The organism is Dactylosporangium salmoneum (assembly GCF_039532525.1).
GTDB classification, from domain to species: Bacteria; Actinomycetota; Actinomycetes; order Mycobacteriales; family Micromonosporaceae; genus Dactylosporangium; species Dactylosporangium salmoneum.
In genome coordinates, this window is sequence record NZ_BAAARV010000004.1 from 66,234 (window position 1) to 90,305 (window position 24,072).

The 24,072-nt window shown below is 71.7% G+C and carries 22 protein-coding genes; 9 read left to right on the plus strand and 13 right to left on the minus strand.

Annotated elements, in window-relative coordinates; translation table 11 throughout:
- Window positions 1–11 precede the first annotated feature (11 nt).
- Both ABD352_RS01170 and ABD352_RS01175 read right to left on the minus strand, forming a co-directional pair.
- Window positions 12–611, minus strand: coding sequence for a nucleotidyltransferase family protein (locus tag ABD352_RS01170; RefSeq protein WP_344610272.1), 600 nt, complete (start codon window positions 609–611; stop codon window positions 12–14).
- A 22-nt stretch (window positions 612–633) separates the two neighbouring features.
- Window positions 634–1,032, minus strand: a complete 399-nt coding sequence (locus tag ABD352_RS01175) for a hemerythrin domain-containing protein (protein ID WP_344610273.1) — start codon at window positions 1,030–1,032, stop codon at window positions 634–636.
- A gap of 111 nt (window positions 1,033–1,143) precedes the next feature.
- On the opposite strand from ABD352_RS01175, the gene ABD352_RS01180 reads away from it, so the two are divergent.
- From ABD352_RS01180 to rocD, 3 genes are all read left to right on the plus strand, one after another.
- Window positions 1,144–1,359, plus strand: a complete 216-nt coding sequence (locus tag ABD352_RS01180; protein ID WP_344610274.1) for a hypothetical protein — start codon at window positions 1,144–1,146, stop codon at window positions 1,357–1,359.
- Between the two features lie 120 nt (window positions 1,360–1,479).
- Window positions 1,480–2,271: a dimethylargininase gene (gene ddaH / locus ABD352_RS01185; RefSeq protein WP_344610275.1), complete on the plus strand. Its 792-nt coding sequence runs from the start codon at window positions 1,480–1,482 to the stop codon at window positions 2,269–2,271.
- The gene (gene rocD / locus ABD352_RS01190) at window positions 2,268–3,497 is read left to right on the plus strand and encodes an ornithine--oxo-acid transaminase (protein WP_344610276.1); all 1,230 of its coding nucleotides are present in this window, start codon (window positions 2,268–2,270) and stop codon (window positions 3,495–3,497) included. The genes ddaH and rocD overlap by 4 nt, the downstream gene beginning before the upstream one ends.
- Here the strand turns inward: rocD and ABD352_RS01195 are convergent.
- The 5 genes from ABD352_RS01195 to ABD352_RS01215 form a co-directional block, all read right to left on the minus strand.
- On the minus strand, window positions 3,472–4,875 hold the full coding sequence (locus ABD352_RS01195) for a nitric oxide synthase oxygenase (protein ID WP_344610277.1): 1,404 nt from the start codon (window positions 4,873–4,875) through the stop codon (window positions 3,472–3,474). The two genes, rocD and ABD352_RS01195, sit on opposite strands and share 26 nt — an antisense overlap.
- A gap of 192 nt (window positions 4,876–5,067) precedes the next feature.
- The gene (locus ABD352_RS01200) at window positions 5,068–6,084 is read right to left on the minus strand and encodes an ABC transporter permease (protein WP_344610278.1); all 1,017 of its coding nucleotides are present in this window, start codon (window positions 6,082–6,084) and stop codon (window positions 5,068–5,070) included.
- The gene (locus tag ABD352_RS01205) at window positions 6,081–7,070 is read right to left on the minus strand and encodes an ABC transporter permease (protein ID WP_344610279.1); all 990 of its coding nucleotides are present in this window, start codon (window positions 7,068–7,070) and stop codon (window positions 6,081–6,083) included. Before ABD352_RS01205 ends, ABD352_RS01200 begins: the two co-directional genes overlap by 4 nt.
- Window positions 7,067–8,578: a sugar ABC transporter ATP-binding protein gene (locus ABD352_RS01210; RefSeq protein ID WP_344610280.1), complete on the minus strand. Its 1,512-nt coding sequence runs from the start codon at window positions 8,576–8,578 to the stop codon at window positions 7,067–7,069. The genes ABD352_RS01205 and ABD352_RS01210 overlap by 4 nt, the downstream gene beginning before the upstream one ends.
- 81 nt (window positions 8,579–8,659) lie before the next feature.
- A complete protein-coding gene (locus ABD352_RS01215; RefSeq protein WP_344610281.1) occupies window positions 8,660–9,748 on the minus strand; it encodes an ABC transporter substrate-binding protein in 1,089 nt (362 codons plus the stop codon).
- Window positions 9,749–10,013: 265 nt separating this feature from the next.
- Between ABD352_RS01215 and ABD352_RS01220 the strand changes: the two genes are divergently transcribed.
- On the plus strand, window positions 10,014–12,131 hold the full coding sequence (locus ABD352_RS01220) for an NPCBM/NEW2 domain-containing protein (RefSeq protein ID WP_344610282.1): 2,118 nt from the start codon (window positions 10,014–10,016) through the stop codon (window positions 12,129–12,131).
- Here ABD352_RS01220 and galK read toward each other — a convergent pair.
- From galK to ABD352_RS01235, 3 genes are read right to left on the minus strand one after another with little or no spacing between them, the layout of a single operon-like run.
- Window positions 12,121–13,245 carry a galactokinase gene (gene galK / locus ABD352_RS01225; RefSeq protein ID WP_344610283.1) on the minus strand — a complete coding sequence of 375 codons (1,125 nt, stop codon included), beginning with the start codon at window positions 13,243–13,245 and terminating at the stop codon, window positions 12,121–12,123. The genes ABD352_RS01220 and galK overlap by 11 nt on opposite strands.
- Entirely contained in the window at window positions 13,242–14,318 is a 1,077-nt protein-coding gene (gene galT / locus ABD352_RS01230; protein ID WP_344610284.1) for a galactose-1-phosphate uridylyltransferase, read from the minus strand. The genes galK and galT overlap by 4 nt, the downstream gene beginning before the upstream one ends.
- Before the next feature lie 36 nt (window positions 14,319–14,354).
- Window positions 14,355–15,134 carry a DeoR/GlpR family DNA-binding transcription regulator gene (locus ABD352_RS01235; RefSeq protein ID WP_259859061.1) on the minus strand — a complete coding sequence of 260 codons (780 nt, stop codon included), beginning with the start codon at window positions 15,132–15,134 and terminating at the stop codon, window positions 14,355–14,357.
- A 426-nt stretch (window positions 15,135–15,560) separates the two neighbouring features.
- On the opposite strand from ABD352_RS01235, the gene ABD352_RS01240 reads away from it, so the two are divergent.
- The 4 genes from ABD352_RS01240 to ABD352_RS01255 all read left to right on the plus strand — a co-directional run bounded on the left by ABD352_RS01240 (window position 15,561) and on the right by ABD352_RS01255 (window position 19,121).
- Window positions 15,561–16,835 (plus strand): ABC transporter substrate-binding protein, encoded by a 1,275-nt coding sequence (locus tag ABD352_RS01240; RefSeq protein WP_344610285.1) that lies wholly within the window; start codon window positions 15,561–15,563, stop codon window positions 16,833–16,835.
- A gap of 11 nt (window positions 16,836–16,846) precedes the next feature.
- Window positions 16,847–17,722: a carbohydrate ABC transporter permease gene (locus ABD352_RS01245; RefSeq protein ID WP_344610286.1), complete on the plus strand. Its 876-nt coding sequence runs from the start codon at window positions 16,847–16,849 to the stop codon at window positions 17,720–17,722.
- Entirely contained in the window at window positions 17,719–18,570 is an 852-nt protein-coding gene (locus ABD352_RS01250) for a carbohydrate ABC transporter permease (RefSeq protein ID WP_344610287.1), read from the plus strand. Before ABD352_RS01245 ends, ABD352_RS01250 begins: the two co-directional genes overlap by 4 nt.
- Window positions 18,571–18,659: 89 nt before the next feature.
- Window positions 18,660–19,121 (plus strand): hypothetical protein, encoded by a 462-nt coding sequence (locus tag ABD352_RS01255; RefSeq protein WP_344610288.1) that lies wholly within the window; start codon window positions 18,660–18,662, stop codon window positions 19,119–19,121.
- On the opposite strand, the gene ABD352_RS01260 is transcribed toward ABD352_RS01255, so the two are convergent.
- A complete protein-coding gene (locus tag ABD352_RS01260; RefSeq protein ID WP_344610289.1) occupies window positions 19,118–21,271 on the minus strand; it encodes a HelD family protein in 2,154 nt (717 codons plus the stop codon). The genes ABD352_RS01255 and ABD352_RS01260 overlap by 4 nt on opposite strands.
- A 112-nt stretch (window positions 21,272–21,383) precedes the next feature.
- Window positions 21,384–22,034 (minus strand): DedA family protein, encoded by a 651-nt coding sequence (locus ABD352_RS01265; RefSeq protein ID WP_344610290.1) that lies wholly within the window; start codon window positions 22,032–22,034, stop codon window positions 21,384–21,386.
- A gap of 82 nt (window positions 22,035–22,116) precedes the next feature.
- Between ABD352_RS01265 and ABD352_RS01270 the strand changes: the two genes are divergently transcribed.
- On the plus strand, window positions 22,117–23,109 hold the full coding sequence (locus tag ABD352_RS01270) for a saccharopine dehydrogenase family protein (protein ID WP_344610559.1): 993 nt from the start codon (window positions 22,117–22,119) through the stop codon (window positions 23,107–23,109).
- Here ABD352_RS01270 and ABD352_RS01275 read toward each other — a convergent pair.
- Window positions 23,050–24,009 carry an alpha/beta fold hydrolase gene (locus tag ABD352_RS01275; RefSeq protein WP_344610291.1) on the minus strand — a complete coding sequence of 320 codons (960 nt, stop codon included), beginning with the start codon at window positions 24,007–24,009 and terminating at the stop codon, window positions 23,050–23,052. The genes ABD352_RS01270 and ABD352_RS01275 overlap by 60 nt on opposite strands.
- Between the last annotated feature and the right edge of the window lie 63 nt (window positions 24,010–24,072).

Below are 24,072 nucleotides of genomic sequence, written 5' to 3' on the forward strand. Positions count from 1 at the left end.
CGTCAGCCCCCTCAAACGGCCGCGGACAGGGCGCCGGCCTCGGCCAGCGACATGACCCCGAGCTTGTCGATCAAGAACAGGAAAGCATGGGCGTACGGCGAGTGGGCCGTTTCCCGGTACACCCGCGCCCAGTCGATCTGCTCGCGCAGCGAGCGCGCCACCGGCAGACCGCGCGCGTAGTCGCAGTAGTGCGCCGACCAGGTGAGCACCTTGTGGATCATCAGCTCGGTGGCCGAGAGCACCGGCATGTGGCAGGCGTTGACCGCGATGACGTCCGTGTCCCGGAACGTCGCGTCGGTCACCGGGCGCTGGACCGGGCAGAAGATGAAGTCGATGAGCAGGTCGCCGTGCTCGGTGACGTCCCAGGCCTTCACCAGCCAGCCCTCCGGCGGCACCTCGCCGCGGAAGCCGACCTCGGCCAGCGCGGCGAGCACCCGCTCGGCGTCCTCTTCCTTGATGAGGAAGTCGATGTCGTGATCGACGGACTCCCCGCCGCGCGCGTACACCGCGAAGCTGCCCGCCAGGCAGAACGGGATCCCCGCGTCCTTGAGATGGAATGCGGCCTTCTTGAGCGTGGCGATCAGCGGCTGCCGGTCCTCGGAAACTGCCATGAATAGCGGCTTACCCGCCCGATCATTCCGTCACACGCACCGATTCGAGCAGGTCGCCGAGGCGGCGCAGCTCCGCGGCCGGGCAGGCCTGGGCCAGCCGCGGAAAGAGCTCGGTCTCCGCTTCCTGCATGTGCTGGCGCACCGCGTCGAAGAGCCCCGCGCCCCGTTCGTCGGCCTGGCGCTCGAACGACGCGTGCTCCGCGTCCTCGTAGGCGGCGATCTCCGTCCCCGCCGGCAGGTAGTCGCGCAGCGCGGGGTGCAGGAACCGCTCCTCGGTCAGGGAATGTCGCTCGAGCGCGGCCAGCGCCGCACCCAGCGCCGCCTCCCGCCCGGCGGCCGTGCGCGCGGTCTCCACGTCGGCGAAGAGCGACTCCAACCGGCGATGCTCGGCCACCAGGAGGTCGATGAGATCCGCCGGCATGCAGACAGGCGTACCCAGACGGGGCGCCCGGCTAACCCGCGGCGCGCAATGGCGTCGATATGGGCGGGTCGCCCTTCCGCAAGGTTGGCACATGTGTTCGAATAGGTTCTCATGGAGCGCCGAAAGCACTGGTGGAACGGCAGTTGGGGACGTCTGGCCCGCCGCGACGTGTACCTCTTCGAGGACGCCGGCAACTGGTGGGTCGAGTCCCGCGAGGGCGGCGCCGACGGCCGCGCCCGGCGGTACGAGTTCGGCGACGAGGACAGCGCCATGGACTGCGTCTCGGGCCTGCTGGCCCAGCCCGGCGTGTGGCGCGAGGTCAGGTAGCCGCGCCGCCGTGAGCGCGCAACGGATCACCGGAAACAGGGGGCAGGACACAAGAAAAACGCGAGCAGAAGCAGTGAATCGCAATGGTTCGCCGCGCCGGGCGGCCGTAGGTTTTGAGGCATGAGTCGTCGCTACCTCATGTGCCGCCCGACGTACTTCGCCGTGGACTATTCGATCAACCCGTGGATGGACCCGGCCGCCCCGGTCGACGTCGAGCGGGCCGTCGCGCAGTGGACGACGCTCTACGAGCTCTACCTGGAGCTCGGCCACACCGTCGAGCTCATCGACCCCGTGCCGGGCCTGCCCGACATGGTCTTCGCGGCCAACGGCGCCACGGTCATCGACGGCCGCGTGTACGGCGCCCAGTTCCGCCACCCCGAGCGGGCCGACGAGGGCCCCGCGTACCTCGAGTGGTTCGCCCGCAACGGCTTCGAGGTGCACGCGGCCAAAAGCGTCAACGAGGGCGAGGGCGACCTGCTGCTCGCCGGCGAGCGGATCCTGGCCGGCACCGGGCTGCGCACCGAGCACGCCGCGCACGCCGAGGCCCAGGAGATCTTCGGCCGGCCGGTGATCACCCTGCAGCTGGTCGACCCGCGCTACTACCACCTCGACACTGCGCTGACCGTGCTGTCGCGCGAGAACATCGCCTACTACCCGGGGGCGTTCTCGCCGGGCAGCCGGGAAGTGCTCCGCCGGCTGTACCCCGACGCCGTCCTCGCCACCGCCGACGACGCCGCCGTGCTCGGCCTCAACGCGGTCAGCGACGGGCACCGGGTCGTCCTGCCGTCCGCCGCTACCGTGCTTGCCGCCGAGCTAGCGTCAAAGGGGTTCCAGCCGGTCCCGGTCGACGTCTCCGAGCTGCACAAGGCCGGCGGCGGCCCGAAGTGCTGCACCCTGGAGGTTCGGTCATGACCAGCGTTGCGAACAGGACCGCGCCGGCGGTCGAAGAGGCCGAGCGGCACACGGCCCACAACTACCACCCGCTGCCGGTCGTCATCGCCGAGGCCGAGGGGGCCTGGGTCACCGACATCGACGGCCGGCGGTACCTCGACTGCCTCGCCGGCTACTCGGCGCTGAACTTCGGCCACCGCCACCCCGGGCTGATCGCCGCCGCCCGCGAGCAGCTGGACCGGGTCACGCTGACCAGCCGGGCCTTCCTGCACGACCAGTTCGGCCCGTTCTGCCGCGACCTGGCCGAGCTGACCGGCAAGGACATGGTCCTGCCGATGAACAGCGGGGCCGAGGCCGTCGAGACCGCGATCAAGGTGGCCCGCAAGTGGGGGTACAAGGTCAAGGGCGTCCCCGACGGACAGGCCACGATCATCGTGGCCGACGGGAACTTCCACGGCCGCACCACGACGATCGTCAGCTTCTCCACCGACCCCGAGGCCCGCGCCGACTACGGGCCCTACACGCCCGGCTTCCGGGTCGTGCCCTACGGCGACCTCGACGCGCTCCGGGCCGCGATCGACGAGACCACGGTGGCGGTACTGCTGGAGCCCATCCAGGGCGAGGCGGGCGTCCTCGTCCCGCCGCGCGGCTACCTGACCGGCGTGCGCGAGGCGTGCACCGAGCGCGGGGTCCTGTTCGTGGCCGACGAGATCCAGTCCGGGCTGGGCCGCACCGGGGCCACCTTCGCCTGCGACGACGAGGGCGTCGTGCCCGACATGTACGTGCTGGGCAAGGCCCTCGGCGGCGGCATCGTCCCCGTCTCCGCGGTCGCCGCGGACCGCGACGTCCTCGGCGTGCTGCGCCCCGGCGAGCACGGCTCCACCTTCGGCGGCAACCCGCTCGCCTGCGCGGTCGGCCGGGCCGTGGTCGGCCTGCTGGCCACCGGCGAGCCGCAGCGGCGCGCCCGCGAGGTCGGCGAGCACCTGCACCGCCGGCTCGGCGAGCTGGTCGGCCACGGGCTCACCGCCGTGCGCGGGCGCGGGCTGTGGGCCGGCATCGACATCGACCCGGCGCTGATGACCGGGCGCGAGGCGAGCGAGCGGCTGATGGCCCGGGGCGTGCTGGCCAAGGACACCCACGGCTCGACCCTGCGCCTCGCCCCGCCACTGGTGGTGACGCGCGAGGAGATCGACGGCGCCGTGGACGCCCTGGCCGAGGTGCTCAGGACCGCCGGATCAGCCGGCTGAACCAGCCGGGCCGCTGCCGCGGCACCACCGGCCCGCCGTTCGACCGCATGGGTTCCAGGACCACGCTGTCGGGAGCGGCGGGCCGCACCGGCGCGATGACCGTCGGGACCGCCCTGGGCCGGGGGACCGGCGGGGTGTGGGCCACCGGGCAGCGGGCTGCGGCCGGCGGAACCGGCGGCGTGTGGGCCACCGGGCAGCGGGCCGCGGCCGGCGGGACCGGGGAGCGGCCCCGCTTGCCCAGCTCGCGGGCGTCGGAGTCGAGGTAGAAGCCCGGCCGCTGGTCGGCCTCGTCGTAGTACCGGTGGAAGACGCCCGTGGTCGAGGGGCTCATCGGCGGCACGATCCACGACCAGTCGGCCGGCACGCGCCGGCCCGAGCGCTCCTCGCTGGTCAGGTGGGCCAGGAACCGCTCCGACTCGGTGTGGTGGTCGCTGATGCGCGCCCCGGCCTGGTCGAAGGACCACAGCACGGCCCGGTTCAGCTCGACCAGCGCCCGGTCCTTCCACAGCGAGCGCTCGGTCGAGGTGTCCAGGCCCATCCGGGCGGCCACCGCCGGCAGCAGGTCGTAGCGGTCCCGGTCGGCGAGGTTGCGGGCGCCGATCTCGGTCCCCATGTACCACCCGTTGAAGGGCGCCAGCGGGTAGTCCACCCCGCCGATGCTCAGCCGCATGTTCGCGATCGCCGGGATGGCGTACCAGCGCAGCCCCAGCTCGGCGAACCAGCGCAGCTCCGGGTGCTCGATCGGCACCTCCCAGACGGCGTCCTCGGGCAGCTCGTACAGGCTCACCGACCTGTCCGGGGCCTCGATGGCCAGCGGCAGCACGTCGAACGGGTTGTCCGGCTTGCCCCGCCAGCCGTACTGCTGGAGCGTCTCCGTGAACTGCACGTACCGGGGGTCGCCGCTCACGGTCCCGTCGGCGTGGCGGTGGCCGGCGTACCGGACGAGCTGGTCGTTCCACAGCCGGGGGCCCGGGCGGCCCGGCCGGTGCGGCGCGAAGACCGAGATCACCGGGCGGATCACGTGCCGCTCCCGCTGCCCGGCCGTGCGCAGGTGCCGGACGAGCTCGTCGAAGATCTCGGCCGGCTCGGTGACCTTGCGCAGGTCCCGCACGACGAGGCTGCGCCAGTACAGCCGCCCGATGCACCGGCTCGCGTTGCGCCACGCCACCCGGGCGCCGAACGCCAGCTCGGCGTAGGTGTGCGCGTAGGTGCCGGTCTCGGCGATCTCGTCCCGCACGCGGGCCAGCCGTTCGCGGCCGTCGCGCTGATGCTGCTCGTTGTAGTAGAGGGCGAGGAACTCCTCCGCCTCCGCAAGGTCCACGGGGGAGTGGGCGTCCCACTCGCGCCCCGGCATGTCGCGGTACCCAGGCACGCTCACGCGCGACCTCCCAGCGTCTCCGGTGAGTGGCAGGCACCCATCGTGTCGGGGCCGCCGGAGGCGAGGTCGCACAACGTGTGCGGGTGGCGGCGCTGCGTCAGCGGTTGCACATCGCCGAATGCAAAGGCAAATGCAAGCCGAATGCGAAGGGGCGCCGGGAAGTCCCGACGCCCCTTGCCGATCCGGGAACGGCTAGCCGGAGGCGACCCGGCGCAGGCGGGCCAGGTACGTCTGGGCCACCACGACGAGCGCGATGAACGTGCCGCTGATGACCGTCTGCCAGTTCGAGCTCACCGAGCCGATCTGGTTGATGAGGTTCTGGATCACCTGCAGCAGCAGCACGCCGGCGATGGTGCCGCCGAGCGTGCCCGCCCCGCCGGTCAGCAGCGCGCCGCCGATGACCACCGCGGCGATGGCGTCGAGCTCCATGCCGGTGCCCAGCACCGTGACGCCGGAGCCCAGCCGGGCCGCGTTGATCGTGCCGGCCAGCCCGGCCAGCAGCCCGGAGAGCACGTACACGCGGATCTGCGTGCTGCGGATGCGCACGCCCATGAGCCGGGCGGCGTCCTCGCTGCCGCCGATGGCGTAGACGGACTGGCCGAAGCGGCTGCGGTACAGCAGCAGCATCCCGACCGCGAACAGCGCCGCGACGAGGTAGACCGGCCAGCCGATGCCGGCGAGCTCGCCCGTGCCGAAGTGCTTGAACGAGTCCGTCTTGACCAGGTAGGTGTTCGCGCCCTCCTTGGACAGCGCGAGCATGAGCCCGCGCGCCCCGAGCAGGCCCGCCAGGGTGACGATGAACGGGGCCAGCCGGGCGTAGGCGATGATCGCGCCCTGCACGAAGCCCCAGGCGCCGCAGACGGCCAGCGGCAGCGCGAAGGCGGCCCAGGTGCCGTACTGCGACCCCCACGCGGCGAGCACCCCGCCGAGCACGTACAGCGAGCCGACCGACAGGTCGATGCCGCCGCTGATGATCACGAAGGTCATGCCGAGCGCGATGAGCGCCGGCGCGGCCGCCGAGATGAGCACCGTGCCGAGGTTGTCGTAGGTGCGGAACTTGTCGAAGGAAACCGCCCCGACGATGATGACGAGCGCCAGGACGGCCAGCGCGCCCTGCCGCTGCACCAGCTCGACGATGCGCTCGGTGCGCATCGAGGCCGCCTCGGCCCGCTCCACCGCGTCCGGGGCGGTGGTCATGGTCTGGCTCACCGGGTCCTCCGCTCGCGCGCCGCGTAGACCGCGACCAGGATGATGACCGCCTGGACCATCTGCGCGGTCGAGTCCTTCAGGTTGTTGGCGATCATCGTCGCCGTGAGCAGCTGCATGAGCAGGGCGCCGGCGACGGTGCCGAGCACCCGCACCCGGCCGCCGGTCAGCGGCGTGCCGCCGACCACCACCGCGGTGATCGCGGACAGCTCGATGAGCAGGCCGATCCGCGACGCGTCGGCCGAGCCGATCCGGGACACCTGGATGATGCCGGCGACCGCGGCGAGCATGCCCGAGATGATGTAGACGGTGATCAGCACGCGGCGCACCGGCACGCCGGCCAGCACCGCGGCCGGCCGGTTGTCACCGATGGCCAGCAGCCGCCGGCCGAAGACGGTCCGGCGCACCACGAAGCCCACGATGACGGCGAGCACCGCGGCGATCCACACCGTGTAGGGCACGCCGAGCAGGGAGTCGGTGCCGATGGCCAGGAAGTCCTTGTCGTGGATGTCGCGGTACCGCCCGTTGGACAGCACCAGCGCGATGCCCCGCCCGGCCACCAGCATGGCCAGCGTGGCCACGATCGGCTGCAGCCCGACGAAGGCGACCAGCCCGCCGTTGATCAGGCCGATCGCCACGCCCCCGACCAGGGCCAGGACGATCGCCGGGACCATGCCGTAGCCCAGGTACAGCGGGATGATCGCGGCGCCGAGAGCCATCACCGAGCCGACCGACAGGTCGATGCCCTCGGTGCCGATCACCAGCGCCATGCCCAGCGCCACGATCACCACCGGGGTGACCTGGACGAGCTGGATGCGCAGGTTGGACCACTCGAGGAAGTTGTCGGTGTACACGATGTTGAACAGCACCAGCACCAGCAGCGCCACGTAGACGCCGTACACGGGCAGCAGCCGCCGCACGCGGGCCATGTCGAACCCGCCGGACGACGCCGCAGGCGCCCCGGGCGGAGTGGTGGTCATGTCGCTCATGCCGACGCCACCGCGATCACGTTCATCAGATGCTCCGTCGTCACTTCGTCGCCGCGCAGCATGCCCACGACGGCGCCATCACGCAGTACCACCACACGGTCGGAGCCCTCGATCAGCTCCTCGGCGTCGGAGGACACCAGCACCACCCCGAGGCCCTCGGCGGCCAGCTCGTCGATGAGCGCCTGCACCTCGGCCTTCGCGCCGACGTCGATGCCCCGGGTCGGCTCGTCCAGCAGCAGCACCTTCGGGCCGGTGGCGAGCAGGCGGGCCAGCAGCACCTTCTGCTGGTTGCCGCCGGAGAGGTCGCCGACCCGCTGGTGCGGGCTGGACGCCTTGATCCGCAGCCGGGTCATGAACGTCTCGACGATCTCGTCGATCTTGCGCTCGGCGACCACTCCGGCCGTGGCCAGCCGCGGCAGCACCGCCAGGGCGATGTTCTCCCGCACCGACAGTCCCAGCGCGATCCCCTCGGCCTTGCGGTCCTCGGGCTGCACCGCGATGCCGGCCTTGAGCGCGGCGACCGGCGTCGGGCGGCGCAGCGTGCGGCCGTCCACCTCGACCGTGCCGCTGTCCAGCGGCAGCGCGCCGGCCACCGCCTTGATGGTCTCGCTGCGCCCGGCGCCGAGCAGGCCGCCGAGGCCGACCACCTCGCCGGGCTGCACCTCGAAGCTGACCCCGGCCAGCCGGTGCCGGCTGTTGAGGCCGGTGACCCGCAGCACCGGGGTGCCACCGGCCGCGTCGTGCTCGCCGGCGAAGCTGGTGAAGGAGCGCCCGGCCGAGACCGGGCGGCCCAGCATGTGCGAGACCAGCTGGACCCGGTCCAGGTCGGCCAGCTTGCCGGCGTGCACCAGCTTGCCGTCGCGCAGGATGGTCACGCCGTCGCAGATGCGGTAGAGCTCGTCGAGCCGGTGGCTGACGTAGATGATGCCGACGCCCCGCTCGTGCAGCCGGTGGATGACCCCGAAGAGCGTCTCCACCTCGCGCGGCTCCAGCGACGAGGTGGGCTCGTCCATGACCACGACCTTGGCGTCGATCATGACGGCCCGGGCCAGGGCCACCATCTGCTGCGCGCCGAGGGGCATCAGGCCCAGCGGGCGGCGCACGTCGGAGGTGATGCCGTAGCCGGCCAGGATCTCGGCCGCCTCGCGGTTCATCCGGCCCACGTCGACCAGGCCGATCGCGTTGCGCGGCTCGCGGCCCAGGAACAGGTTGCGGGCCACGCTCATCAGCGGGACGAGGTTGACCTCCTGGTAGATCGTGGAGATCCCGGCCGCCTGGGCGTCCATCGGGCCGCCGAAGGAGACCGGCTGCCCCAGGTAGCGCACCTCGCCGGCGTCCGGGCGGTAGACGCCGGTGAGGATCTTGATCAGCGTGGACTTGCCGGCACCGTTCTCGCCGACGAGGGCGTGCACCTCGCCCGCGCGCAGCGTGAACGAGACGTCGTCGAGCGCGCGCACGCCGGGGAACTGTTTGCTCACTCCCGCGACTTCGAGCAAGGGCTCGGTCATATCGCCTCTTTCCAGAAAGGCCCAGGCCGGAGGTTTCCGGCCTGGGCCATCAGCTGTAAAGGTCAGTACGGGCGACCCGGGTCAGTAGGAGAGGCCCAGGTCCGACTGCGCGTTGGTCGAGTCGTACTCGCGGTCGGAGATGATGATGTTCTCCGGGATCGACTCGCCGTTGAAGAACTTCGTGGCGGTCGAGAAGGCGAGCGGGCCGAAGCGCGGGTTCGACTCGATGACCGAGTAGATCCAGCCGTCGACGATGCCCTGCACGGCGCCCTTGGTGCCGTCGATGGTCACGATCTTGACGTCGCCGGCCTTCTTGCTGGCGCCCTTCAGGGCCGTGACGGCGCCGAGGGCCATCTCGTCGTTCTCGGCGTAGATGCCGTTGACGTTCGGGTTGGCCTGCAGCAGCTGCTCGGCGGTCTTCTGGCCCTCCTCGCGGGAGAAGTTGCCGGTCTGCTCGAACACGATCTTGATGCCGGGCGCGACCTTGGCGATCTCGTCCTTGAAGCCGCTGGTGCGCAGCGTGGTCACGTTGTTGCCGGGGGCGCCCAGCAGGATCGCCACGGTGCCGGTGTTGTTGAGCGCCTTGGCCATCTTGTCGGCGGCCCGCTTGCCCTGTTCCGCGAAGTCCGAGCCGATGAAGGTCAGGTAGTCGGTGCAGCTCTTCGCGTTGATCTTGCGGTCGATCGTGATGATCGGGATCTTCTTCTGGGAGGCCTTGGCGAAGACCGAGTCCCAGCCGTCGGAGTTCAGCGGGGCCACGATCAGCAGCTGAACGCCCTGGTCGATCAGGGTGCTCACGTCGGTGATCTGCTTGTCGAACTTCGAGTCGGCGTTGGTGGTCTTCAGGTGGTCGGAGGGGATGCCCAGCTTCGCCGCCTCGTCCTTGATGGACTGGGTCTCGGCGATGCGGAACGGGTTCGCCTCCTTCTCCGACTGCGAGAAGCCGACCGTGGCGGTCTTCAGGTCGATCTTCGTGCCGCCGTACTGCTGCAGCGTGCAGCTCGCGCCGCCGGCATCGGCGGACTTCGTGGCCTGGGCCGCCGCGGACGCGCTCGCGGTGGAGGGGGAGCCGGCGTTGTCGTCCTCGGATTTCGCGCAGCCGGACATCAGCAGGGCCGCGGCGCTGAGTACGGCCAGAGCGGGCCGCCAACGGCCACGCATATCGATCATGGTGTCACTCCCTTGAGCGAGGGGTGGACTGGGGTGTCTGTGCGGGCACCTCATCGAGGTGTATCGCATTCACTCATCCTCCAACTTTTTCTGTCAAGACTTTCCACCCACCCGCCCAAAACCAAACACCAACTGTCACATGACCGAGACCTGGACGCGACCACATCGTCACCGGCGGAGGGTGCTCGTTCGACCTTGTGCCGTGGTATCCAGCGGCGTACAACAATATTCAACAGGTTCGATCGAAATCCACCTGGGAGCTGCGATGAACCGATCTCGCGGGGCGCTGCACCGTGCCCTGACGGCGGCCGCCCTCACCCTGGGGCTGGCCGCCCCGACATCCATCCTCGTCGTTACGACCGTCACCTCGCCCGCCGCGGCCGCCGCCACGCCGCAGCCGGGCCCCCTCACCGCCCCGGTCATGGGGTGGAACAGCTGGAACCGGTTCGGCTGCAACATCGACGAGAACCTGATCAAGGCGACCGCCGACGCCATGGTCAGCACCGGGCTGCGCGACTCCGGCTACACCTACGTCGACATCGACGACTGCTGGATGGCCTCCACCCGCGACGCCCAGGGCCGGCTGCGGCCCGACCCGACCCGCTTCCCGGGCGGGATCGCCGCCATCGCCGACTACGTGCACGCCCGCGGGCTGAAGCTCGGCATCTACTCCTCGGCCGGCACTGCCACCTGCGCCGGGTTCCCGGCCAGCCTGGACCACGAGACGACCGACGCCCAGACGTGGGCCTCCTGGGGCGTGGACCTGCTCAAGTACGACAACTGCAACAACCAGGGCCGCCCCGCCGTCGACCGCTACAAGGCGATGGGTGACGCGCTCAAGGCGACCGGCCGGCAGATCGTCTACAGCCTGTGCAACTGGGGCAACGACGACCCGTGGCTCTTCGGGCCGAACGTCGGGGGGAGCTCCTGGCGTACCACCGGGGACATCAGCGCCAGCTGGGGGAGCGTCACCTCGATCCTGGACCAGCAGGCCGGCCTGGAGCCGTTCGCCCGCCGCGGCTACTACAACGACCCCGACATGCTCGAGGTCGGCAACGGCTCGCTGACCCAGGACGAGAACATCAGCCACTTCTCGCTCTGGGCGCTGCTGTCGGCCCCGCTGCTGCTCGGCAACGACCTGCGCTCGGTCAGCTCCTCGACGCTGAGCGTCCTGCGCAACGCCGACGTCATCGCGGTCAACCGGGACTGGGGCGGTTCTCAGGGCCGGCGCGTGGCCGACAACGGCGACCAGGAGGTCTGGGCCAAGCCGATGAGCGACGGATCGGTCGCCGCCGTCCTGCTCAACCGCGGCAGCGGTACCGCGACGGTCGCCACGACCGCCGCGGCACTGGGGCTGGCGGGCTCGAGCTCGTACACGGCCAAGAACCTGTGGACGGGCGCCACCTCCAGCACGACGGGCGCGCTGAGCGCCTCGGTGCCCGCGCACGGCGTGGCCATGTTCCGGCTCACCCGGGCCGGCACCCTGGCCGCCGCCCCGGCCTCGGGCACGCTGCAGGTCAGCGACATGACCTGGGCGGACAGCAGCAACGGCTGGGGCCCGGCCGAGCGCGACCGGTCCAACGGCGAGACCGCGGCGGGCGACGGCGGAACCCTCAACATCGGGGGCACCACGTTCGCCAAGGGCATCGGCGCCCACGCCGACTCGGCCGTGCACGTCTACCTCGGCCGGGCGTGCCAGGCGTTCACCGCCCAGGTCGGCGTCGACAACGAGGTCGGCGGCAACGGCTCGGTGCGCTTCGCCGTCTACGGCGACGGCAGGCTCCTGGCGTACTCCGGCGTGAAGACCGGCGGCCAGGCCCCCACCCGGATGACGGTCTCCACCGGCGGCTACCTCACCCTCGAGCTGCGGGTGACCGACGCGCGCACCAACGGCAACACCTACGACCACGCCGACTGGGGCGCGCCGACCCTCACCTGCGCCACCGCCGGCGCCGGCTCGGCCGTCAGCGACCGGTCCTGGGGCACGGCGACCAACGGCTGGGGCCCGGCCGAGCGGGACATGTCCAACGGCGAGCAGCCCGCCGCCGACGGCAGTGTCATCACCGTCGGCCAGGTGTCCTACCCGAAGGGCCTCGGGGTCCACGCCGCCAGCGACGTCACGGTGCCGCTCGGCGGCGCGTGCAGCCGGTTCACCGCCGTCGCCGGCCTGGACGCCGAGGTGGGCCAGCAGTCCACCGGCGTCACGTTCAGCGTCCTCGGCGACGGGGTGACGCTCTACACGAGCCCGACGGTGACCGCGGCCGCGCCCGTGGCCATCGACGTGAGCGTGGCCGGGCGCACCAACCTGCGGCTGGTCGTCGGCAGCGCCGGCAGCATCGACTACGACCACGCCGACTGGGCCGACGCGAGGCTCATCTGCTGATGCGGTGGGTCCCCTCCGCGGGGGTCACGACGAAGGCGTCGGGGGGCGCGAAGCCGGCATCGGCGAACGCCCCCCGCACCGCCGCCTCGACCTCGGCGCACCGCTCGGCGTCCACCAGGGCCAGCACGCACCCGCCGAAGCCGCCGCCGGTCATCCGGGCGCCGTACGCGCCGGCCGCCAGGGCCGCCTCGACCGCCGTGTCGACCTCCGGCACGGTGATCTCGTAGTCGTCGCGCATGGACGCGTGCGAGGCGGTCATCAGCGGCCCGATGGCCCGCGCGTTCCCGGCCCGCAGCGCGTCCACGGTGTCGAGCACCCGCTGGTCCTCGGTCACCACGTGGCGCACCCGCCGCCGCATCACCTCGTCGTCGAGGCGCGCCAGGGCCGCGTCGAGCCCGGCCTCGTCGATGTCGCGCAGCGCGGTCACGTCCAGGATCTTGGCCGCCTCCTCGCAGCTGCGCCGGCGGGCCGCGTACTCGCCGCTGACGTGCGCGTGCGGGGCCTTGCTGTCCACCACGAGGATGGCCAGGCCCTGGGCGGCGAGGTCGAAGGGCACCTGCTCGGTGGCCAGCGACCGGCAGTCCAGGAACAGCGCGTGGCCCTCCTGGCACAGCGTGGACGCGGACTGGTCCATGATGCCGGTCGGCGCGCCCACGTACTCGTTCTCGGCCCGCTGGGCCAGCCGCGGGCGGTCGGCCATCGGCACGTCCAGCCCGGCCAGGTCGAGCAGGCAGGCCATCACCGCGCACTCCAGGGCCGCGGAGCTGGACAGCCCGGCGCCGAACGGCACGTCGGAGGCGATGGTCAGCGCCGCGCCCGGGACATCGTGGCCGGCCTCGCGCAGCACCCAGACGATCCCGGCCGGGTAGGCGGCCCAGCCCTCCACCCTGTCGCCGGCGGTGAACTCCACCGTCTCGCCGGTCTGCTCGGAGGTGATCGACCAGCGCGGCCCGTCGAGGCGGCGGGCGCCGACCACGGTCAGGTGCGGCAGGGCGAAGGGCAGCACGTAGCCGTCGTTGTAGTCGGTGTGCTCGCCGATGAGGTTCACCCGGCCCGGGCTGGCCCACACGCAGTCGTAGGGCCCGTCCGGGAGCCGTTCCAGGGCGGTGCTCACAGGTTGACCTCCCGCAGCATCGAGGCGGCCTGCTCGGGCCGCACATCGTTGATGAACACGCCCATGGCCGACTCGGATCCGGCCAGGTACTTGAGCTTGCCCGGCGCCCGCCGGGTGCTGAACACCTGCAGGTGCAGGTAGGCCACGTCCCGGGCGACCCGCACGGGTGCCTGGTGCCAGGCGGCGATGTACGGCATGGCCAGGCCGAACAGCCCGTCGAGGCGGCGCAGCACCTCGAGGTACAGCGGCCCGAACGCGTCGCGCTCCTCGTTGCTCAGCGCCGGGATGTCCGGCACGTGCCGGTTGGGGTACAGGTGCACCTCGAACGGCCAGCGCGCGGTGGCCGGCACGAAGGCGGTCCAGTGCGCGTTGCCGGCCACGATCCGGGTGCCGTCGGCCCGCTCGGCCGCCAGCACGTCGGCGAAGAGGTTGCCGGGGCCGCGGTGCTCGCGGGCCGAGCGCAGCATGCGCCGGGTGCGGGGGGTCACGAAGGGGTACGCGTAGATCTGCCCGTGCGGGTGGTGCAGGGTGACGCCGATCTCCTCGCCGCGGTTCTCGAAGCAGAAGACCTGCTCGACGTCGTCGCGGGTGGACAGGTCGGCGGTCCGGTCGGCCCACGCCTCCATCACGGTGCGCACGCGGGCCGGGCTCAGCGACGCGAACGAGGCGTTGTGGTCCGAGGTGAAGCAGACGACCTCGCAGCGACCGGCCGCCGGTCGGGTCGGCACCAGGCCGGGCAGCACGTCGCCCTGGGCGGGTCCGACCCGGTGGCTGAAGGAGGGGAAGCGGTTCTCGAAGACCACCACGTCGTACTCCGGCGCGGGGATCTCACTGTGCCACTCGGGCGTCGACGGGCAGAGCGGGCACTGGTCCGAGGGGGGCAGGAAGGTGCGCGCCTGGCGGTGCGCCGCGATGGCCACCCACTCGTCGAGGATCGGGTCGTGCCGCATCTCCGAGGCCGGCGGCGGCGGGGGCAGTTCCCGTTGGTCGACGTTGTCCCGGGACGCGTCGTCGCGCTCATCGAAGTAGATGAGCTCCCGGCCGTCGGCGAGGTGGGTGACCGTGCGCTTCACTCGTTCTCCAGGGTCCTTGGCCAGCCACGGTCGTGGCTAGCCGTTCGGGTCGACGACGATGAGCTCACCGACGCGCTCGGCGAGCTGCACCCGCGCCTCGGCGGCCAGCCCCACGTCGGTGATGAGGATGTCCGCTTCGTCCAGGGGCGTGATGGTGGCGATACCCACCATTTCCCATTTCGTGTGGTCGGCCAGCACGACAAGTCGGCGCGCGGCCGCGACCAGCAGCCGGTTGGTGCCGGCCTCCATGAGGTTTGGCGTGGTGAATCCGGTGCGCGGGCTCATCCCGTGGACGCCGAGGAACAGCACGTCGACGTTGAGCGAGCCGATCGCCGCCTCGGCCACCGGGCCGGCCAGCGCATCGGAGGGGGTGCGGATCCCGCCGGTGAGCACGACCGTCTGGTCGGGGCGCCCGGCGTGGTACAGGGTGTCGGCGACCGGGATGGAGTTGGTGACGATGGTCAGTCCCGGGACATCGACGAGGTGCGCGGCCAGCGCGGCGGTGGTGGTGCCCGCCGACAGGGCGACCGCGGTGTGCGGCTCGATGAGCTTCGCGGCCCGCTCGGCGATCGCCGCCTTCTCGTTGCGCTGGCGCACCGACTTGGCGTCGAAACCGGGCTCCTCCGTCGAGCCGGGCCCGGCGATGGTCGCGCCGCCGTGCACCTTGTCGACGAGGCCGCGGTCGGCCAGGGCCTCGAGATCACGCCGGATGGTCATGTCGGAGACGCCGAACTGGCGGACCAGTTGGCTCACGCGCACGCCACCGTGGCGGCGGACCAGATCGAGGATGGCCGCCTGACGTTGCTGTGCGAGCATCACGCCGTTCCCTTCGCAGGCGCAGCGGGGGTCGTCATCACGGCTGCGCGGGTGTCCGAACCCCCAACGGGTTCCAACGCAGACGTTACGTCGCTCGCACACGAGCGCACCTCGCTGGCCCGGCCGAAGAATTTCGCCGGGCGGTCACCCCCCAGGGGCGCGCATGGGTGCGCTCGCATGGCGTACAGCTTCGAACCTAGCCGACCAGAAGTCAACAAACTCGAACAACGACTTACTCACTGCGCGCCTTGCGTCGTCCGGCGTTGTTACCGACACATGTCGATGAAGTTTCCGGGCAAACCTTATCGATCTCTGCAAATCACTCCTGATCAAGAGCGTAGATCCATTGACAATGACCGTTTCTGCGAGGACTGTCGCCCTACTGGAGGTTCTCGTTTGGTTCTGTGCCTTGCTGAGGAGGAAGCGATGAACTTCTCCCGTAGATCCGTCCTGGGCGGAGCGCTGGCCGGGTTCGGAGGCGTCGCGGCGACGTCGTTGCTCGCCGCGTGCGGCGGTGACTCCGGCGGCGGCGGGGGCGCCACCGCGGACGTCACGTTCGGCTCCAACTACTCCGACTCGGTGCCCAAGGCCGCGATGGCCGCCGTCCTGCAGGCCTACCCCAACGGCTCGCACGTCAGGGTCAACACCGTTGACCACAACTCGTTCCAGGAGAACATCAACCGGTACCTGCAGGGCAATCCGGACGACGTGTTCTGCTGGTTCGCCGGCTACCGCATGCAGTTCTTCGCCAAGCAGGGGCTGGCCGGCGACCTGTCCGACGTCTGGAAGGAGGTCGGCGGCAACTTCTCCGACGCGCTCAAGGCCGCCTCCACCGGCGAGGACGGCAAGCAGTACTTCCTGCCCTTCTACAACTACCCGTGGGGCGTGTTCTACCGCAAGAGCGTGTGGCAGCAGAAGGGCTACGCCGAGCCCAGGACGCTGGACGAGTTCAAGGCGCTCTGCGAGAAGATGAAGACCGACGGCCTCGTCCCGGTCGCCTTCGCCGACAAGGACGGCTGGCCGGCGATGGGCACGTTCGACTACCTCAACATGCGCATCAACGGCTACCAGTTCCACGTCGACCTGATGGCCGGCAAGCAGGCCTGGACCGACGCCAAGCTCAAGACCGTGTTCGACACCTGGCGCGGCCTGCTGCCCTACCACCAGCCCGGCGCCAACGGCCGCACCTGGCAGGAGGCGGCCCAGTCGCTGCTCAACAAGCAGTCCGGGATGTACGTCTGCGGCACCTTCGTCGGCGAGCAGTTCCCCGGCGCCGACCTCGACGACCTCGACTTCTTCGCCTTCCCGGAGATCAGCTCGGAGTTCGGGCAGGACTCGGTCGAGGCGCCGATCGACGGGTTCATGATGGCCGCCAAGCCCAAGAACGCGTCCGGGGCCAAGGAGCTGTTCAAGTACCTGGCCACGGGCCCCGCCGAGCTGGCCTACCTCAAGAGCAACCCGACCAACATCGCGGCCAACTCCACCGCCGACACCTCGGGCTACAACGCGCTGCAGAAGAAGTCCGCCCAGCTGGTCGGCAGCGCCAAGCACATCTCGCAGTTCCTGGACCGCGACACCCGCCCCGACTTCGCCTCGCAGGTCATGATCCCCGCACTGCAGACGTTCATCAACAAGCCCGACGACGTCGACGGCCTCCTGAAGAACATCGAGGCCCAGAAGAAGACCATCTTCACGTCTTAAAGGGAACTCGTGTGAAGATCCGTCGCTTCAGTGCTGGCGACCGCGCCGTCATCGCGGTCGTGCTCGGCGTGGCGATCGTGCTGGACCTCGGCCTCATCTGGGGTCCCACGATCGCCTCGGTCGGGCTGTCCTTCACCTCCTGGAACGGCGTCACCGACCCGGCCTGGGTGGGCGGTCGCAACTACGACACGATCGTCAACGTCTACCCGCCGTTCTGGCCGGCCGTCCGCCACAACCTGCTCTGGCTGGCCTTCCTCGGCGCCGTCGCCACGCCCCTGGGCCTGTTCTTCGCGGTACTGCTGGACAAACGCCTGCGGCTGGGCCGCTTCTACCAGAGCGCCCTGTACCTGCCCGTGGTGCTGTCCCTGGCCATCGTCGGCTTCATCGCCCAGCTGGTGTACTCGCGCGACTACGGCGCACTGAACAACGTCCTGGGCCGCACCGGCAACCCGATCGACTTCCTGGGCGACCCGTCCATCAACATCTGGGCGGTGCTGATCGCCGTCGGCTGGCGCCACGTCGGCTACGTGATGATCCTCTACCTGGCCGGCCTGAAGGCGGTCGACCCGGCGCTGAAGGAGTCCGCCGCCCTCGACGGCGCCGGCGAGGCCCAGACGTTCTTCCGGGTCACGTTCCCGACCCTGCGCCCGGTCAACATCATCGTCCTGGTCATCACCGTCATCGAGGGCCTGCGCGCCTTCGACATCGTCTACGCCATCAACCGCGGCCGCAACGGCCTGGAGCTGCTGTCCGTGCTCGTGACCGACAACATCATCGGCGAGGCCAGCCGAATCGGCTTCGGCTCCGCGATCGCGGTCATCCTGCTGCTGATCTCGCTGGGCTTCATCGTCACGTATCTGGTGCGCATCCTGCGGGAGGAGCGATGAGACCCGCGCGGCTGGCCCTGAACGCCTTTCTCGTCATCGTGTCGCTGGGCTGGCTGGCCCCCTTGGCACTGGCCGTCTACGCCAGCCTCCGCCCCTACGCCGAGACGTCCCGCAAGGGGTACTTCTCCTGGCCCGACCGGCTGACGCTGCACTACTACGCCCAGGTGTGGGACTCGGCCGAGCTGCCGAAGTACTTCACCAACTCGGTGATCGTCGCCGTGCCCGCGGTCATCGTGACGCTGTTCCTGGCCTCGTTCGTCGCCTTCTGCATCGCCCGCCTGCGGGTGCGCTGGTCGCTGGCCCTGCTCGTGGTGTTCACCGCCGGCAACCTGCTGCCGCCGCAGGTGCTCGTGACGCCGCTGTACGAGATGTACAAGAAGATCCCGGTGCCCTCGTTCGTCTCCGACTCCGGCACGCTGTACGACTCCTACCTGGGCCTGATCGCCATCCACGTGGCCTTCCAGGCCGGCTTCTGCGTCTTCGTCCTGGCCAACTTCATGCGCACCCTGCCGGTGGAGATCACCGAGGCCGCGGTCGTGGACGGCGCGGGCGTGTGGCTGCAGTACTGGCGCGTGACCCTGCCCCTGTGCCGCCCGGCCCTGGCGGCCCTGGCCACGCTGCTGTTCACCTGGATCTACAACGACTTCCTGTACGCCCTGGTGCTGATCTCGACCGGCGACAAGCTCCCGGTGACCAGCGCCCTGAACAACCTGCGCGGCCAGTTCTTCACCGACTACAACCTCCTGGCCGCCGGCTCCCTCATGGTCGCCCTCCCCACCTTGATCGTCTTCTTCGCCCTCCAGCGCCAGTTCGTCGCCGGACTGACCCTGGGCGCGGCAAAGGGCTGACGCGGGCCCGGCGCGGCGCCCGCCCGGGTCTCGTGAAGGTTCCGTGAACGGCACCGGCGCCGAAGCAGCCGGGCGCATAGGTTGCCTGCATGCGTACACCTCCCGACCCGGACCCCGGCCGCGTGCCGACCCGGTTCGGCCTCGTGGCGGCCGGGCTCGGGCTCCTCGCCCTCGGCCCCTGCCTGAGCGTCGTCCTGATCGACGCCGTCGTGGCGGCCGGCGTCGGGCGGTTCGGCCTGCTCGCGGCGGCGGCCCTGCTGCTGGCCCTGATCGCCGCCGCCGTCGGGGCCGGACGGCGCCTCGCCCCCGGCCACGACGGCGCCCGCGTCGCGCTGGCCGCCCTGATCCTGGTCTTCCTGGTGGTGCTCGCCGTCGCCCTCCGGCAGTGGCTCGCCCTGGCCGGCTCCGACAGCGTCCCGCTGTCGGGCTGGGACGGCGGCCGGCTCGCCCCGCCCGGGCTGCTGGCCGCCGTGGTGCTGCTCCTCGTGGCCGCCGCCGCGTTCATCGCGGGGGCGGCGGCCGCCAGCCGCCGCCCGGGGCCGCGCGACTAGAACGGGCGGGTGCCCACCGTGGTCAGGCGCTGGGTGGCGCGGGACAACGCGACGTACAGGGTGCGGAAGCCGGTCCTCGCCTCGTCGCGGATGTCGGCGGGCTCGACGACCAGGACGCCGTCGTACTCCATGCCCTTGGAGTCCAGGGCGCCGACCGTCTGCAGGCGCTCCGGGGCCAGGCCGGACAGCCACGCGGCGATCTCGGACCGGCGGGCCGTCGGGGTGATCACGCCGACCGTGCCCTCGACCTGGTCCAGCAGGGTCTTGGCGGCCTCGCGGACGGCGGTCTCCAGGTCGTCGGTGACCGTCTCGACCGGGGCGACGCCGGAGGAGCGGACCGCGGTCGGCAGCTCGATGTCCGGCTGGGCGGCCCGGATGACGCGGGCGGCGACGGCGAAGATCTCGGCCGAGTTGCGGTAGTTGGTGGTGAGGGTGAAGGCCGAGCGGCGGCGGGTGCCGACCGCGCTCTCCATCGCCTTGTCCGCCTCGGCGGCGTCGGCCCAGGCGGCCTGGGCCGGGTCGCCGACGATCGTCCAGGTGGCGTGCGGGCCGCGGCGGCCGACCATGCGCCATTGCATGGGGGAGACGTCCTGGGACTCGTCGACGATGATGTGCGCGTAGTCGCGGTAGTCGTCCGGGCGCTCGACGGCCTGGGCCCGGGCGGCGGCGATGCGGTCGGCGTAGGTGGTCACCTCGCGCACGCCCTCGGCGACGTGGAACGGGTCGCGCGGCGCCCGCTTGCGGGCCGGCGGGTCGCCGAGCAGCTCGTGCAGCTCGTCGAGCAGGGCGATGTCCTCGACCGAGAGGTTGTCGACGGAGACCGAGCCCGCCAGGGTGGCGATCTCGCGGTTGCTCAGCACGCCGCCGGCCCAGCGCGACAGGCGCGAGCGGTCGGCCAGCCAGCCGAGCACCTCGGCGGGGCGCAGCACCGGCCACCAGCCGCGCATGAACTTGATGAACTCCGGGCGCTCGGCGATGTCCGGGGCGAACTCCTCGCGCTTCTGCTGCCGGCCGGACGGCAGCAGCTGCACGCTCTGGCGCCACAGCGCGTCGAGCACGTGGCCGGCCGCCTTGGCCCGGGCCGCGTTGCGCTTCACGCCGAGGCCCAGCACCGTGCGGCGCAGCTCGTCGAGCGCGGCGCGGTCGAGGCTGAGCAGCTCCCCGCGGTACAGAATCCGGAGCCTCTCCGGCGAATCGGGGCCCGGGCTGCGGGCGGCGCGGCCCAGCACCCGCTGCATCCGCAGCGAGCCCTTGACGGCGGCGACCTCCGGCGGCTCGTGCCGGGTCGCCTGGACGCCCTCGACGAGCTGGCCCAGGGACCGCAGGGTCGCGGTGTCCTCGCCGAGCGACGGCAGCACCCGCGAGACGTAGCCGACGAACACGTCGGACGGGCCGACCACGAGCACGCCGCCGGACTCGTAGCGGTTGCGGTCGGCGTAGAGCAGGTACGCGGCGCGGTGCAGGGCCACGGCGGTCTTGCCGGTGCCGGGGCCGCCGCGCACGATCGTGATCCCGGAGGCGGGGGAGCGGATCGCGTCGTCCTGCTCGCGCTGGATGGTGGCGACGATGTCCTTCATGCCCCGGCCGGTGGCCCGCGAGAGGTTGGCCAGCAGCGCGCCGTCGCCGACCACGGCCAGGTCCGGGGGCGCGGCGGCCGGATCGAGCAGGTCGTCCTCGATGGAGACGACCTTCTCGTTGGTACTGCGAATGCTCCGTCGCCGCACCACACCCATCCGGTCGGCGGGCGTGGCCCGGTAGTACGGCGCCGCCGCGGGCGCCCGCCAGTCGACGACCAGCGACTCGTACTCCTCGTCGCGCAGCCCCAGCCGCCCGATGTAGCGCACCTCGCCGCCCGGCACCGCCGGCGCCACGGCCGCGGCGTCCGCGCCGGACACCCCGTCGGGGCCCAGGTCGAGCCGCCCGAAGACCAGCCCGTCGTGCTCGCTCTCCAGCGCCCGGCGGCGCCGCGCCGCGTGGTAGACCATCGCGTCGCGCTCGACCAGGGCGCCGAAGTTGCCGACCCTGGCCAGGCTGTACCCGGCCTTCTCGACCTCGGCCGCGGTGATCTTCAACTGGTCCAGCCGCGTGTACACCCGGTCCAGGTACTGCTGCTCGGCGGCGATCTCCGAGTCGCGAACCGCGTCGCTCAACGCTTCTACTCCTGCCGCCCGGCGAAAAACAACCCCGGAATCTTACTCGCTTCGCTGGATTCGGCACGGCTTCGCGCGGCCGAGCCCGGCCAGGCGTCCTCCGGGGACCCTCCTACGGCGTGGCCGCCGGCTCCTTGTCGGCCTCGGCGGCCAGCGCCCGGGCCTCCGCGGCCGCCCGGCGGCGCAGGTAGAGGGTCGAGGCCACGCCGACGACGACGGCCACCGCGAGGGCCACCCAGGAGAAGTCCTTGAGCCACTTCTCGGCCACCTGGCCCAGCGAGTAGATGGCGAACACGGTGCCGAACGACCAGGTTATCCCGCCCAGCGCGTTGGCGGCGAGGAACTTGGCGTACGGCACCCGCAGCGCACCCGCGAGCGGCCCGGCCAGGATGCGCAGCAGCGCGATGAACCGGCCGAAGAACACCGCCCACACGCCCCAGCGCTGGAACGCCCGCTCGGCCTTGGCCAGGTGTTCCGGCCCGAAGTGCTTGGGGAAGCGCCGCCCGAACCGCTCGAGCAGGGCCCGCCCGCCGCGGCGGCCGATGAGATACCCGATGCTGTCCCCGACGATCGCCCCGACCGAGGCGGCGCCGGCGACCAGCCACGGGTTGACCGAAGTGGTGACGGACAGTAGCGAAGCGGTGATCAGCGCGACCTCGCCGGGCAGTGGCACGCCCATGCTCTCGACGCCGATCACGAGGCAGACCATCAGGTACACCCATATCGGGGGGAGCGTGCCCATCCACGCCTCGATGTGATGCACCGCGGCTCTCCTCCCCAGCAAGACTTCGGTCCGCCACTTCCGTCCGCGCCCAGGGTCTCATACCTTGCTGAGCGTGGGCTGGATGGTATATGGCGCGAACGGCTACAGCGGGTCACTGCTCGCCCGGCTTGCGGTCACCCGGGGCGAGCGCCCGATCCTGGCTGGCCGTTCGGAAGGCCCGGTCGCCGCGCTCGCGGACGAGCTGGGCCTGTCACACCGGGTAGGGCCGCCATCGGCCGAACTACTCGACGGCGTCGATGCCGTCGTGAACTGCGCCGGGCCGTTCGCCGAGACGGCAGGACCGGCCGTCGCCGCCTGCCTGGCCGCGGGCGCGCACTATCTCGACATTACCGGGGAACTGGACGTTTTCGGGCAGATGTTCGGCCACGACGAGGCGGCCCGCGCGGCCGGCGTGACGATGATCACCGGAGCCGGCTTCGACGTGGTGCCGACCGACTGCCTCGCCGCCCTGCTCGCCGCCGAGCTGCCCGGGGCGGTCGCGCTGGAGCTGGCCTTCCGCGCACCCGGCGGGCTGTCCCGGGGTACCGCCCGCACCGCGCTGGGGGAGATGGGCGGCGGGGCCGCCCGCCGGGTCGGCGGGAAGCTGGTCCCGACCCGCTACGGCTCCCCGTCCCGGATCGTCCCGTTCCCGTCCGGGTCGCACCGCGTCGGTGCGACCCGCTGGGGCGACCTGGTCACCGCCTACCACTCGACCGGCATCCCGGACATCACGGTGTACATGCCCCTGCCGCCCGGGACCGCGCTGGCCGGCGCGTTCCGCTTCGGCCCGCTGCGCACCCTGGCCCGGGCGATGGTCCGCCGGGGCGGGCCGTCCGCCGAGGTGCGCGCGAGCGCGGGCAGCGAGGGCTGGGCCGAGGTCCGCGACGCCGCCGGCAACACCCGCTCGGCGACCTTCGCGGGCCCGAACGCCTACGCCCTGACCGCCGACGCCTCGCTGCGCGCGCTGCAGCGGGTCCGGGCGGGGGAGACGCCGCCGGGCGTGCACACCCCGTCGTCAGCCCTGGGCGCCGGCTTCCTGGGCACGCTTGACGGCGTGACGGTTGCGGTGGCGTGAGCGCCGCAGGACGGAGACGATCGCGTCGGTGACCGCGTCCGGCCGCTCGATCGGCAGCATGTGCCCGGCCTCGGGGCACACCACCAGCTCGGCGTCGGGCAGCTCCTGGGCGATCGTCTGGGCGCAGGCCGGCGGGGTGAGCCGGTCCAACGAGCCGACCACCACCGCCACGGGCAGCCCGGACATCGCGGCCAGGGTGTCGACGCGATGGTGCAGGTCGACCGACGGCCGGAAGCCGCCGATCGCGCACAGCGGCGCGTTGCCGACCATCGACGCCGTCAGGGCCACCCAGCTGGTGTCGACCCGGTGGCCGAAGACGAGCCAGCGCACGCCGGGGGCGAGCAGCGGCATGAGCGGCCGGTGCGGCCGCCAGGCCCCGGAGCGGGCCAGCAGCCCGGCCCCTTGGACCTCCAGGACGCGCATCACCCGGGCCAGGCGGGGACTCAGGCCGTAGCTGGTGCGCGAGGAGCCCTCGGCTGAGGTGGAGACGAGCACGACCCCGACCACCCGGCGCGCGAACTCGGCCGCGTGCCGGTGGGCGTACTCCATGATCGCCATGCCGCCGAGCGAGTGCCCGGCCAGGACGATCGGCCCGCGCGGGACGAGCTGCTCGATCACTTCGGCGAGGTCGTCGCCGAGCTGCTCGAGGTTGGCGTCGGCACCGCGGGTGGCCGACGAGCGGCCGTGGCCGCGCAGGTCGAAGGCGAGCACCGCGACGGGGGCGCCCAGCCGGACCGGGAGATCAGCGATCTGCTGCCGCCAGAGGCGGTTGTCGAGCGTCCATCCGTGCAGGAGGACCACCGTGACGGGGCGGGGGTGACGGCCCACGGCGGGGTGGAGCACGCTGTACAGGCGGGCGCCGTCCTTGAGCCGCACGGGCGAGGAGACGACGGTACCCATGGTCAATTGTTACCCGGAAGTACCTGGAATTATCCCGGTGACTTTGAGGAGCATTTCGAGAGT